This window comes from Faecalicatena sp. (assembly GCF_058819085.1).
This window is the reverse complement of the sequence record NZ_JBZUUL010000005.1, coordinates 140,405-153,750: the sequence shown is the minus strand read 5'-3', so window position 1 is coordinate 153,750 and position 13,346 is coordinate 140,405. Positions and strand designations below refer to the sequence as shown.

General features: G+C 46.2%; 13 protein-coding genes. 7 read left to right on the top strand and 6 right to left on the bottom strand.

The window, feature by feature from the left end; translation table 11 throughout:
- Positions 1–118: 118 nt before the first annotated feature.
- The 6 genes from AC4OGX_RS04335 to AC4OGX_RS04310 all read right to left on the bottom strand — a co-directional run bounded on the left by AC4OGX_RS04335 (position 119) and on the right by AC4OGX_RS04310 (position 4,042).
- Positions 119–628 (bottom strand): hypothetical protein, encoded by a 510-nt coding sequence (locus tag AC4OGX_RS04335; protein ID WP_493328698.1) that lies wholly within the window; start codon positions 626–628, stop codon positions 119–121.
- Entirely contained in the window at positions 618–1,079 is a 462-nt protein-coding gene (locus tag AC4OGX_RS04330) for a type IV pilus modification PilV family protein (RefSeq protein WP_493328697.1), read from the bottom strand. Before AC4OGX_RS04330 ends, AC4OGX_RS04335 begins: the two co-directional genes overlap by 11 nt.
- Positions 1,076–1,582: a DUF4860 domain-containing protein gene (locus AC4OGX_RS04325; RefSeq protein ID WP_493328695.1), complete on the bottom strand. Its 507-nt coding sequence runs from the start codon at positions 1,580–1,582 to the stop codon at positions 1,076–1,078. The genes AC4OGX_RS04330 and AC4OGX_RS04325 overlap by 4 nt, the downstream gene beginning before the upstream one ends.
- 2 nt (positions 1,583–1,584) lie before the next feature.
- Positions 1,585–1,914, bottom strand: coding sequence for a G protein-coupled receptor family protein (locus tag AC4OGX_RS04320; protein WP_493328693.1), 330 nt, complete (start codon positions 1,912–1,914; stop codon positions 1,585–1,587).
- Between the two features lie 79 nt (positions 1,915–1,993).
- The gene (locus AC4OGX_RS04315) at positions 1,994–3,046 is read right to left on the bottom strand and encodes a type II secretion system F family protein (protein ID WP_493328692.1); all 1,053 of its coding nucleotides are present in this window, start codon (positions 3,044–3,046) and stop codon (positions 1,994–1,996) included.
- A gap of 57 nt (positions 3,047–3,103) precedes the next feature.
- On the bottom strand, positions 3,104–4,042 hold the full coding sequence (locus AC4OGX_RS04310; protein WP_493328691.1) for a transglutaminase-like domain-containing protein: 939 nt from the start codon (positions 4,040–4,042) through the stop codon (positions 3,104–3,106).
- A gap of 274 nt (positions 4,043–4,316) precedes the next feature.
- Here AC4OGX_RS04310 and AC4OGX_RS04305 point away from each other — a divergent pair, with 274 nt between their 5' ends.
- The 7 genes from AC4OGX_RS04305 to AC4OGX_RS04275 all read left to right on the top strand — a co-directional run bounded on the left by AC4OGX_RS04305 (position 4,317) and on the right by AC4OGX_RS04275 (position 13,271).
- On the top strand, positions 4,317–5,675 hold the full coding sequence (locus tag AC4OGX_RS04305; RefSeq protein ID WP_493328690.1) for a Wadjet anti-phage system protein JetA family protein: 1,359 nt from the start codon (positions 4,317–4,319) through the stop codon (positions 5,673–5,675).
- A 51-nt stretch (positions 5,676–5,726) separates the two neighbouring features.
- The gene (locus AC4OGX_RS04300) at positions 5,727–6,371 is read left to right on the top strand and encodes a DUF4194 domain-containing protein (protein WP_493328689.1); all 645 of its coding nucleotides are present in this window, start codon (positions 5,727–5,729) and stop codon (positions 6,369–6,371) included.
- Positions 6,322–9,684 carry an ATP-binding protein gene (locus AC4OGX_RS04295; RefSeq protein ID WP_493328687.1) on the top strand — a complete coding sequence of 1,121 codons (3,363 nt, stop codon included), beginning with the start codon at positions 6,322–6,324 and terminating at the stop codon, positions 9,682–9,684. The genes AC4OGX_RS04300 and AC4OGX_RS04295 overlap by 50 nt, the downstream gene beginning before the upstream one ends.
- A gap of 175 nt (positions 9,685–9,859) precedes the next feature.
- On the top strand, positions 9,860–10,978 hold the full coding sequence (locus AC4OGX_RS04290) for a Wadjet anti-phage system protein JetD domain-containing protein (protein WP_493328686.1): 1,119 nt from the start codon (positions 9,860–9,862) through the stop codon (positions 10,976–10,978).
- An 89-nt stretch (positions 10,979–11,067) separates the two neighbouring features.
- Entirely contained in the window at positions 11,068–11,745 is a 678-nt protein-coding gene (locus AC4OGX_RS04285; RefSeq protein ID WP_493328685.1) for a TIGR00266 family protein, read from the top strand.
- A gap of 18 nt (positions 11,746–11,763) precedes the next feature.
- Entirely contained in the window at positions 11,764–12,321 is a 558-nt protein-coding gene (gene yfcE, locus AC4OGX_RS04280; protein ID WP_493328684.1) for a phosphodiesterase, read from the top strand.
- Positions 12,297–13,271, top strand: coding sequence for an NYN domain-containing protein (locus AC4OGX_RS04275; RefSeq protein WP_493328683.1), 975 nt, complete (start codon positions 12,297–12,299; stop codon positions 13,269–13,271). The genes yfcE and AC4OGX_RS04275 overlap by 25 nt, the downstream gene beginning before the upstream one ends.
- Positions 13,272–13,346: the final 75 nt, after the last annotated feature.

Sequence of the window (13,346 nt, the reverse complement as noted above, 5' to 3'; positions counted from 1 at the left end):
AATACGTCGGATGCTCCTGCCGTGACTGCCTGTTCTAAGATTGCTTTTGCATTCATATATCAAAATCTCCTTATTCTTCAAAATAACTGGTAAAGCGCAGGGCAGATAAAACTTGCCGCTACTGTATCAGGTTCAGTGTATCGTCACCGTGCCATTCCTGAGTGGATACGACTTTCCACTGCCGGATATAGTAGAATCCGTCCTCTGTCTGATCTTCGGGCAGCAGCTCCAGAATTACAGAAAGAGCCTGCTTCTCATTCACGGGTACTGTATAGGCGATGGAAGGAGTCGCTTTGGAAAAGTCCAGATCAAGCGAAATACTCTGATCCAGATCTTCAAAGGTAAGCTCTGACAGATTCTTTTGGACCGCCGAAAGATAGGTACTGCGGGAGTCCTCATAAGCCCCGGCCAGAACAGTGTCGACGGAGTGTAATACTTCCTCTGCCTGATTGGAGGCTGTATAATAGTCAGTTCTTCTGTCGGCAAGTCTTTGGCTGAATTTATAATCGCTCTGTGCGCTGGAGAGTGATAACGTTGCAAATGTGACCAGACACAAAACCATGAAGATCACCAGTAAAGAGGAGGAACCAATATTTACAAACGGAGCAGATTTTTTCTTAGATCCCATTGCCGCCCCTCCTTTGCAGATGATGTAAAATGTCCAGGGAATAGATGCTTGTGTCGTCCTTAAGACGGGTCATATTGAGTGTTCCTGTCAGCATGGATTTTTCTTCGGACAGCTCAATATGTAAAAGGTATGCAGCATCCTTCTCACCGCAGCCTGAAAAATCCTGATCAAAGTATACTAAGATCCGGGAAGGTTTCTTACTGTTACATTCCGGATACTCGGATTGAATCATTTCAAGTACTGACGATGTATTGTCAGCGGCATTGATCAGCTCTGCCGCATTAGATACTTCCGTTACAGCCACGTTCAATTCCCGCGCATCCCTGCTCAGCAGATGAGATTTTACAAAAAATTGTACACAAACAGCGCTTGCGATCGAAAAAAATAAGATGGCAAGAATCAGTTCCAAAAGGAATAAGCTGGAAGATTTTGCGCGGTTTCTGTGTGTCATGGTAAACTCCTTTCAGGTGCAGCTGTGCTGCGGATACTTACGACAGAAGATGCCTTCTGTCCATCCTGATCGATGCAGGTGAAGGAAAATGACCGCTCTCCTGCTTTTTTCATTGTAAATGATTTGACAGGAAGGATGGTCTTACCGGAGGAGGCCAAGGCCTCAACGCCTTCCTTTACAAAGAGCTCTTTCAACTCGTTCTGGTCGGTATAAATATAAGTAAAATAGGTCTCATCCTGATATTTCTGCTCCAGTATCAGCGCATCGCGCCCCTCAAAAGTGCCGAGGGAAACACTCCCGTTTTCATCGCTCTGATGAACTTTCTCCGTGATATAGGACAGAGTCGTTCCAGCCGTATAGTTTAAAGAGGAGCGGCTGGTTGTGGAGCGGTAGATGTTCGTGGCGAGCAGGATGACTGTCAGTGCTGACACTGCAAATACGAAAAATAATGCCACAGGAAATAGAAAATCTATCATATGATTTCTCTGTGTCCGAAAACGCATAATCAGTCTCCTTTCTCTATGATGGTGACATCAGGCAGAATATTCGAGCCGATGACTTTATAATCAACAAAAAACCGGTCTTCGTCATAGGTCAGTCCATAATGTTCTTTCAGATAATCCAGACTTTCCGGATAGGAGCCCTCCACGGCGTAACAGTATGTGATATTACGGTTCAGTGCATTCTCCAGGCTTTCCTTCTGTCTTCTCAATGAACTGGCAGAAAGAGATTCAATGCCCTGGTAGAACAGCACTATGATCAGCAGAAAGGCGCAGACGGAAAGAATGAACTTCCGGTATGTATGCTGTTTTTTCTGATATTGAAAACGCGCCATAAAATACTCCTTCCTTAAGATTCCTTCTTGGTGTCAAAATGGATCTTCTGAGATCCGCTTCGCGTCTTTTCTGATAAGGTCAGATGCTTGACATAATTCCCATCAGCGGGAGCATGACGGATAAAAGGATGATCCCGACAATGAGAGAAAGTGCGATGACGAGAGTAGGTTCCAGGACCGCCAGGGCGTTATTCATCCGGTTATCAATATCGTCCTGATAAAGCCCTGCGATCTGGTCCATGACCTGATCCATGGAACCGGTCTTGCCCCCGATGGAGGCCATCCGGGCATACATCCCTGTGAAAAGCCCTGAGCTGTGCAGGGCGTCCGAGAGATCACTGCCCTCGTTCACAAGCGTTTGGCAGTGATCTATTTTCTGTTGAAAGCCGGGATCCTCATTCAGTGCAGTAACCAGCTCCATGCTGCGTTCCGGATTTAGGCCGCTGCTTAAGGTCAGCGCCATACCACTGGCAAACCGGCATGCAGCGATCTCTTCATAGATGGCTCTTGTAAAATTGAACTGATAGCCAAGTTTCCGAAATGTGCGCTTTCCCCCGGCAGTTTTCGTACCATATAAAACCAGGCCGGCAATGGCAACAAGGATTACAATAAATACGATGGAGTACCGGTTGATCGTATTGCCAAGGTTCATCAATGTCCGGGAAAATCCGGTCATTTCCGTACCAAGCTGAATAAATACCTGATTAAAAATAGGCATGACCTTCACCAGCAGAACAATGATCACAACGACCATCATACCGGCCATGATAAGGGGATATGTGACCGCATTCTTAATACTTTTGGAAATAGAATCTTCCCGGTCATAGTGCTCGCTCAGCGCTGTCATGACTTCGTCCAGCGTACCCGTCTCTTCGCCGATCTGCACCATATGAAGCATATACGAAGGAAAAAGTCCGGTTCTCTCCAATGCCTGATACAGACTTCCCGTCTCCTGGATATTTTCTAAAATGGCTTCCAGAATGTGCTTTTCGTCCGCGGAAGAGGCATCCTCAAGCATAATGGTAATCCCTTCTATTGAAGAAATGCCTGATTTTAAGATCAGAGCAATCTGTCCGCAGAAGGAAGAAACCTCCATATTTGAAAATGGTTTTCCCTGCAATTGTTTCTCCATATCATTTTCCCTCCGTTATCTCTTATAGGAATTCCTTTCATAAGAATACTTTTTACTTTAATAGGTATATTTCACTATATAATTGCTTCCGTCACCAATATATTTCCCCACAGCCTTTGTACTGTTATTGGCAGCCAGTGTGGGATCCATTAATGACCAGTTCTTTCCGTCAAATTGTATGATATTATCGATCCAGCCCTTTCCCTTGATATACACACTTACCCAGGCGTGATACGCTTCTCCTGAATATCCTATTTCTAATTTCGTCGGTATGGACTGAGAGCGCAGCATAGCGGCCATAAGAGAGGCATAATCGAAGCAGATTCCCTTACCCGTATCAAGGGTGTCATCCAGATCAGGAAGATAATCCGTCGGTGTGTTCTCTGCCTTCTTCTTATCATAGGTGACATTGTCTATGATGTAATGGTATACATTCTTTACATAATCAAGATCATCTGAGGACTGGTCAGAAAGCTTCTTCCCGAGCTTAACCGCGTTAGAGTCTTCGGTAAACCAGACATATTGGTTCGGATATAAAAAGGGATCAAACTCATTCGTAATGGTAACATCCATGTCCTGAGAAAATGCAATAGCATAGGAATTGTCCTTCACATGTTCCAAAACCTCCATATGGTAAGCCCCGCTGTCTCCCGTCAGAGGGAATGTCTCATAGGAACTGCCCCTCAGGGTATAAGTATAGATGGTTCCGTCGGGAATGGTGATCCGAAGCTTCACCTTGCCTACGGTTCCTTTATACTGAACCATGACATATCCGCTCCCTGTATTAGATGCATCTATAGAAACGATATCGTTGCCATATACAACAGAACCGCTGACCTGAGGACTCAGAATCTGGAGCGTGCTCTTTCTTTTCTTACCATCAGATGCAGATGCCTCAGAGACATCCTTTGCCTTACCGGAACAACCAAAAAGAAAGGAGAACATGATGAAAGTTAAAAGAAATACACTTATATAAGGTGTGCTTCTTCTACGCATTACATCAGGCCTCCTTTCCGGGTTGCTGTTTTTATTCTTAATACAGTGACAAATTTACTCACTGTTAATTGGTCTTGTCTATTTTTTATCTTATCTTTTTATTGTATATCAGACAGGGGAAAAAAGAAAGGTTTACACGAGATTTTTTCTGTTTGAGCAGGATGCTATTTTTAATACGATCGTATTAAATGAGATGAGATAAATCCAGGTTTACAGTATTTTTCCCTTATGTTAAAATAGATACAGGCATCAAAATTAGAAGGGAAAATTAAACATGCAGATGCGTTTTGAGGTCCCGGACACCTTTTGGAGTTTATTCCGCTCGGTGAACCGGGATGTTTATATTGAGGCATTATTAACGATAAATGAAGAATATCAGTACAATAATTATTTTTTAACCCGCGAGGCGTGCATTCAGGTATTAAGTGATATGAATGCGAAAAAACGGTTTGAGCTGAAGCGTGAGGAGGATGAGACGGAGTTTGATATGCTGGAGACACCGTCCTCACGAATCCTGAACTGGCTTCTCAGAAAAGGATGGCTTAAGAAGATAGAGGATTATAATACGCTGGCGACGAATATCGTGATACCGGATTACTCGGCTATTTTTATCGATGCGTTCGAGCGGCTGACCTCAGAGGATATGGAAGAGACAGAAGTTTATATCCAGAATGTCTATGCTACGCTGTTTTCGTTTAAGAATGATTACAGAGTGAACTTGAATATGCTGCGCACGGCGCTGATCAATACAAGGAGGCTGAACAAGGCACTCCAGGATATGCTGCATAACATGGACAAGTTCTTTGCCAGGCTTTTGGACCAGAAGTCTTACGGGGAGCTGCTCCAGGAACATCTGGAGGGGTATGTGGAAGAGATCGTCCGCAGGAAGTATCATATTTTGAAAACTTCAGATAACTTCTATATCTATAAGATGGATATCAAGAAGGTATTACGGGACATGCGTGAGGACGAGGAATGGATCGAGACCGTCAGGAACCGTTCCAGGGCGCAGGGAGATACAAAGGAGGATGTGCTGGATCTGTTAGATATGATCGAGCGCGGATTTGATGATATTGAGCACCGGATCTCCAATATGGATAAGGAGCATACAAAGTATGTCAGGGCAACGGTGACGAGGCTGAATTATCTGCTGAGCGGCGAAACGGATACCAAGGGGCTGGTCGTCCGGCTTTTGAACCGTATGGCAGCGAGCGGGGATTATGAGGAAATGCTTAAGCGTACCGGAGAGAAGATGAATCTTTCCCTGCTGGAGATGATTTCAGAAAAGTCTCTGTACAAGCGGCGGAAGGGCCGGCAGGATTTTATCAGCCAGATGGCGCCGGAGGAAGTGGCTGAGGATCTGAACCGGGATGATGTGCTTAAGCTGAATAAGATCCAGGCAAGGTACAGTAAACGGCAGATCGAGGAATTCATCGAGGAGCATATGGATGGTGAGGTCATGGACGCGGCAAAGATGGAAATAGCGGATGAAGAGACCTTCGAGAAGCTGATCCTGGCGTATGACTTAAGTACGAGAAGGAACAGTAAATATATGGTCATCCAGGAGGAGCCGGAGATGGTGAAGCAGAGAGGATATCGTTATCCGGGTCTTAAGTTTGTGCGGCGGAGATAAAAGGAGCGGATGCTATTGAGTACGGAGAAAGTTGGAATAGGAGAATTGTAAATGATAGAGTATTATGAGCAGCTCATGCAGGAGGAACAGGAGGCGGTCACGGAGGTGATCCAGCTTTTGTACCGCCAGACCTTCCTGCTGGAGCGGAAGTTTGACAGACGTGCGGGACGCCTTGCTTTTGTGAGGGAGTACCGGACATGCAGTAAGCATCTTGAGTTTTTGAAGGAGTATTTCAAAGTAGCGGGGATCACGCTTCATGAGAATGCACACATGGGGCTGATCTACATTCAGGGGGAGAACCTGTGGGGCGATAAGCTGCCCAGGCTTGCGACCATCTATCTTCTGGTCCTGAAACTGATCTATGATGAGCAGATGGCGGCCGTTTCCTCAAGCAGCCACATTGTGACGACCATGGGGGCGGTCAATGGAAAGGCGGGAGATTTCCGGGTATTAAAAGGTCTTCCATCCCCGACGGAGATGAGGAAAACAATTTCGCTTCTTAAGAAATACCAGATCATCGAGCCTCTGGATGTGCTGGAGGAATTAAACGAACACACCCGGCTGATCATTTATCCCTGCATCAATGCGGTGCTGATGGGAGACGATATCCGGGAATTACTGAATACATTTAACGAGGAGGAGAACATTGGAGACGAATCAGCCGTTCAAGGCCATCTCGAAGATATGCCTGAATAACTGGCATTACATAGATAAGAAAATATTGACTCTGAATGAGGGGATCAATTTTTTTACCGGGCATTCCGGAAGCGGAAAGTCTACGGTGATCGATGCCCTTCAGATCGTGCTGTATGCAAATACGGACGGAAGGGGATTTTTTAATAAAGCGGCGGCGGATGACTCGGACAGGACATTGATCGAGTATCTGCGCGGTATGGTAAATATCAGTGAAAATAATGAATCACAGTATCTGAGAAATCACAATTTTTCCAGTACGATCGTGCTGGAGCTTACGCAGACCAATACAAAGGATAAGCAGTGTGTGGGCGTGGTGTTTGATGTGGAGACTTCTACAAATGAGATCAGCCGTCTGTTTTTCTGGCATACCGGAGGTCTGCTTTCTAACGGATACCGGGCGGATAAGCGGTGTCTGACGACGATTGAGATGCGGGAATATCTGCAGAGGACATTTTCCGGGGAGCAGTATTACTGCGGACCGAGCAACGAGAGATTCCGCAGACAGCTGTATGATATTTATCTGGGCGGACTGGATATGGAGAAGTTCCCGAGGCTGTTTAAAAGGGCGATCCCGTTCCGTATGAATATCAGGCTGGAGGATTTTGTAAAGGAATATATCTGCATGGAGCAGGATATTCATATCGAGGATCTTCAGGAAAGTGTCATGCAGTATGGGCGGATGCGTAATAAGATCGAAGAGACTCTGGAGGAGATACGCAGACTGAAAGAGATTCGGGAGAGTTTTCAGAAGTATGAAAAGCAGCGCAGGGAAGTCGGTGCGTGTACCTATCAGATCGATAAGCTGGAGATTCTGCAGCTTGGCGCAAAGATCCGTGAGCTGACGGATAAGATCGAGGGGCGTCAGGAGGAGATCAGCCGCCAGGAGACGATGCGGACCCGGCTGGAGGAAGAAGAGAAGGGGATCCAGAAGGAATATGAGGAGGTTCTTCTTCGAATTAATAACAGCGGGTATTCGAATCTGGAAACAGAGCTTTCTAATATCAATGAGACGCTGGAGCGGCTTGGGAACAGTAGAGCGAGATGGGTGCAGACGTCAGAACGTCTCAATGAATGGAAAGAAAAGGATATGACCCCGAATCAGACGATATGGGATATTGAAAAGTTCGAGAGCGGAAATATTTCCGAAGAAGAGTTAAAGCGTCTGAAAGAAAGTCTGGCAGAGCTTAGGGAGGAAGTCGAGGAGGAGCGCCGCGAGACGGACTCCAGGCTTCGCAGGATTAAGAAGGAAGAGCATGAAGCGAGGGAAGAGCTAAAGGAGCTCAAGCAGGGGCGCAAGGCTTATCCGAAGGAATTGGAGGAAGCCAGGTATGAGCTTCGGACTCGTTTAAGTGAGCGCTGTGGGAAGTTTGTGAACGTGCAGATCCTGGCGGATCTATTGGATATTAAGGATGAGCGGTGGCATAATGCGGTGGAAGGATATCTGGGCAATAATAAGCTGCTGCTTGTGGTAGAACCGAAGTACGCGAAGGCAGCCATGGATATTTATCAGGAGATGGATAAGAAAAAGTTTTTCCGGGCGGCAGTTCTGGACACGGAGAAAGTCATGGAGTCTGCCAGGAAAGGGGAGACTTCGGTACGTCCGGGGGCACTTGCTGAGGAAGTGACTGCGAAGGAAGAGTATGTCAGGGCTTATATTGATTTCTTCCTGGGAAATGTGATGAAGTGTGAAAGTCTGGATGAACTGCGTGAGTGCAGAGTGGGAATTACACCGGATTGTGTGCTCTATCACAGCTACCGTCTGCAGCATATCAACCCGGAGAATTATACACGCAGGGCTTATATCGGTGAGACCAGTATGCGTCAGAGGATCCGCCAGCTGGATGAAAAGTGTCAGGCTCTCCAGAACGAACGTCTGCCGCTTCAGGAGATGTTAGAAGAGCTGAGAAAGACCGGGCAGCTGGAAGGCCTGCAGCAGCCAGTGGAGGATTATCTGGAGTGGCTGTCTGACATGGAGCGGATAGATGGAAGAGAGCGCCGGAAGAAACAGCTCATGGAAAGGATGAGACAGCTGCGTGAGGAATCTGTATCGGCATGGGAGATACAAAAAGCCGATCTGATGAGGCAGCAGACAGAAAAGAAGACGCAGATCCAGAAGGTCCAGGAAGAGATCTGGAAGAACAGGGAGTTTATTGAGAAATGCAAGAGTGATAGTCTGGACATGAACGCACAGCTTGCCGACCGGGAACGGTATTTCCACGAGGATGCCGGGTACGAGGAAGAATTTCGCATTTTTATGGAAGGGCGCAAATCTACTAATTATGAGTATCTGAAACGGCAGCGTCTGGGTGAGAGGCTCCCGATGGAAGAGAAGCTGGAACGCGCTTATCAGGAGCTGGTAGATGTGAGGAGCAGTTATATCCAGAAGTATCCGAACCGGACATTTTCAACGAGTGTGAAGGATAACGGGCCTTATGATAAGCTGCTTGACAGTCTGTCATGCGATCATCTGGAGAGCTATAAGGATGCGGCAAAGGAACAGGCCAGGTCTGCGGTGGAACATTTTAAGGACGATTTCATTTTCAAGATCCGCAGTGCGATCCGGGAGGCTTATCAGAGGAAGGATGAGCTGAACAGGATCATCAGTAAGCTGGACTTCGGTAAGGATAAGTACCAGTTCGTGATCACGAAGAATAAAGGGGCGGATGGGAAGTACTATAAGATGTTTATGGATGACTCTCTGCAGATCAATCCGTCACAGCTGACCAATGCCATGGAGAATCAGCTTAACATGTTCACGATGGAGCATGAGGATCAGTACGGCGAGATGATGAATGAACTGATCAATATCTTTATCCCGCCGGATAACGCGACCCGTGAGGAGCTGGAAGAAGCCAAGAAGAACATGGATAAATACGCGGATTACAGGACCTATCTGTCCTTTGATATGCAGCAGATCGTGCAGGGAGAGAAGGATATGACGATCGGCTTAAGCAAAATGATCAAGAAGAATTCAGGAGGAGAAGGTCAGAATCCGCTGTACGTGGCACTGCTTGCAAGCTTCGCCCAGGTGTACCGGATCAACCTGTCCCAAAAGATCCAGCGGAATCCCACGATCCGGCTGGTGGTATTGGACGAGGCATTCTCCAAGATGGATGCGGAGAAGGTGGCAAGCTGTATTTCCCTGATTCGCGGGCTTGGATTCCAGGCCATTATCAGCGCGACCAACGATAAGATACAGAATTACCTGGAGAACGTGGATAAGACGTTTGTATATGCCAATCCCAATAAGAGGCATATTTCCATACAGGAGTTCGAGAAGACAGAGTTCGAAGAACTGGTGGAGGAGGAGTAGTGCAAAGGGGTCAGGCCCCTTTGCTCGTCATTTTCAGAATATTCTCAAGTTAGGTTAATATAGGTACATTTCATATGATGGAAAGGAAGATATTTTGTATCTTGTAGAGAAAATTATCAATAAGTGTGAGGGCAGTTCGAATGACTGGAGGCAGGGTGCCTCTGGTGGAAGGTCGTTGAAAATTGAGCAGGAGGATTATGACTCCTGCGGGAAGTCAGAACTGATCAGGGAAGCGGCAGAGCTTGAGGCCCTGGGATTTATTCGGATTAAGTGGCTGATACGTGGAAGCGATATAGAAAAAGTTTTTTATCGTCTGGAAAATATGAGCAGATTCTATGATCTTCTGAATGAACATTTAGTGAAGAAAATGGTTCCAAAGTATCAGGTCATAAAGGAATATCAGGAGCGGATAGAGCAGGAGTTAGAGGTGCTTCACAGCGAATGGATCCGAAATTATTACCGGGACATGCTGCTAAAGCTGGAAAACGGGAAAATTCCCGACATGCTGAAAAAACAGGAGGAATATTTTCCGTGTTTTCGTGGAATTGATAAACTAAAGGATCCTATGTTTAAACGTATTTTCAGTCGAAAATACCTCCGAAATTCAAAAGTTTTTGAAAGATCGCTGCAATCTCATGTTATTTCCATAGCTAAGCAGTATCATAATGAGGTTGAAATGGAGATGGATAAGACCCAGGTATTATCGCAGATTTTTATAGAAGAGTATTCTCAGGAATTATCTCTAAAAGGTCCTCTCTGTATTTCTATCAATAGGGAGGAAGCAGAAGGGGAAAATAAAAGGTTAAACCTGGGAGATTATTTTTATGGTACTGTATTAAACAGCGAGACAATGAAATATGCAGAGATCGAGGAAGAGCAGCCTCATATCAAGCGAGTTGTGACAATTGAGAATAAGGCAAATTTTATGTCTGAGCCATACCGGGAGGATACGCTGTATATTTTCACACATGGATATTTTTCGCCGCGAGAAAGGGAATTTCTGCAGAAGCTGGAGAAGGCTCTGAGAGAGAAAGAGGTAGAGTTTTACCACAGCGGTGACCTGGACTATGGCGGTATCAAGATCTATGAGTATATCAAAAAGAGGATATTCGGGCGGCTTAAGCCTTGGATGATGGATGTTGACACATACTTGCGTTTTCAAAGCTATGGGGAAACGATCGAGGATGAGACGCTGGAGAAGCTGAAAGAGACAAAAGTGCCGGAGCTGCAGAAGTTGATCCAAAAAATGTTAGAAGAGAAAAAAGGGATCGAACAGGAGAGTTTTTTGTTGTAAAGTTGTAAACGGTTATGCTTGACAGGCTCTTTTGCGCCAAGTAGGATGAAAGAAGAGAAGTATATAAAACAAGTAACGGAGGAAATAGTATGAATTACGAGATTAAGGGAGGGGCATTCCCGGTTGTTGAGTGTCAGCTTGCAGACGGCGAGCAGATGATCACAGAGAAGGGCTCTATGGTGTGGATGAGCCCGAACATGCAGATGGAGACAAAGGGCGGCGGTATCGGAAAGATGTTTTCAAAGGCATTTTCCGGTGAGAGCATGTTCCAGAATATTTACACGGCACGTGGTGCGGGCGTGATCGCATTCGGTTCCAGTTTTCCGGGAAGGATCATGCCGGTGCAGATCACACCGGGGCATGAGATGGTGGTGCAGAAGAGTGCATTTCTTGCGTCCGAGAGCAGCGTGCAGTTATCGATCCATCTGAATAAAAAATTAGGCGCAGGAGTCTTTGGTGGTGAAGGGTTTATCATGCAGCGCCTGTCAGGGAACGGGATGGCTTTTGTTGAGATCGACGGGGAACTGATTGAGTATGAGCTGGCAGCAGGTCAGCAGATCATCGTGGACACAGGAAATGTAGCCGGCTTCGAAGTCGGTGTACAGATCGATATCCAGCAGGTGCCGGGGCTTAAGAATAAGCTGCTCGGAGGAGAAGGTCTGTTTAACACTGTACTGACCGGACCAGGAAAGATCTGGCTGCAGACCATGCCGATCTCCAGCGTGGCAGGGGCGATCAGTCCTTATATACCAACAGGAAATGCGTAAGATAAGGGAGGTACCTCAATGAGGCTCATGATTGCATCAGATATTCATGGTTCTTCCTTTTACTGCAGGCAGATGCTGGAGGCGTACCAGCGGGAAAAAGCGGACAGGCTGCTGCTTCTGGGGGATATCTTATACCATGGCCCCCGCAATGACCTGCCTAAGGACTATGCCCCCAAGGAAGTGATCGCTATGCTCAACCCAGTAAAGGAGCATCTTCTCTGCGTGCGTGGGAATTGTGACACAGAGGTGGATCAGATGGTGCTGGAATTCCCGATCATGGCAGAGTACTGCTTTTTAGAGCTGGATCGCCATACCATTCTGGCATCTCACGGGCATGTTTGGAATCCAAACCATCCTCCGATGTTAAAAAAGGGGGATATCCTTCTGAATGGACATACGCATATTCCGGCTTGTGAGGAGAAGGAGAACTTTATTTACATGAACCCGGGTTCAGTTTCGATACCAAAAGAGAATTCAACACATAGCTATATGATATATGAAAATAAAGTCTTCGAGTGGAAAGACTTAGTAAATGGAGAGGTATACGAGACATGGAAGACAAATATGCACTGCTGATCGATGCGGATAACGTTTCCGCGAAATATATAAAACCTATACTGGATGAACTTTCCAAGTATGGAAATGTGACATACAAACGGATTTACGGTGATTGGACGAGCACGTACAGTGCCAGCTGGAAGGAGGTGCTTCTGCAGAATTCCATTACACCGATTCAGCAGTTCAGTTATACCCATGGTAAAAATGCAACCGATTCAGCAATGATCATTGATGCTATGGATATGCTGTATACGAGTGAATTAGAAGGATTCTGCCTGGTATCCAGTGACAGCGATTTTACCAAGCTGGCAAGCCGTCTCAGAGAGAGCGGCAAGACTGTGATCGGTATGGGGGAAGATAAGACACCTGTACCGTTCAGAAAGGCTTGTGATATCTTTACAGTCCTGGAACTTTTGTTAGAGGATAATACGATTGATAAGGAAGAAAAAGCTTCCGTTCATGCATCCAGCAGAGAGACCAAAAAGTGTAACACTGATGTGGTTTCCAAGAACCAGATTGAAGAAGCCGTCGTAAAGATCATCACAGAGAATCAGAACAACGATAAGGAGACCGGGCTGGGTGAGGTGGGAAGCCGCCTCGTTAAGCTATATCCGGATTTTGATGTCCGCCGTTATGGATACAGCCTTCTTTCAAAGTTTTTGGAGACATTTCCTAAGCTGAAGTTGAAACAGGACGGAACTCAGGTGACGGTGACTGTGTATGAAGATAAGAGCAAGAAAGAAATGCTGGAAGAATATGTCATGATGCTCGTGCAGAATGCAGGGGCGCAGGGCGTCTCACTGGGAACATTGGGAAATAAGATCCGTAACCGGTTCGGAGATTTTAAAGTACGGGATTATGGATACTCCCAGTTCAAACAGTACATCCAGAGCTTCCCGGATATTCAGATCCGGGATGACGGGGAACAAAACTGGGCGGTTTATGGAAGAAATAACAAAGGGGTCTGACCCCTTTGAGGAGAAAAGTCAGAATATTCAGAAAACGGAGTGCAAAAGGGTCAGACCCCTTTGCACTCCGTTTTC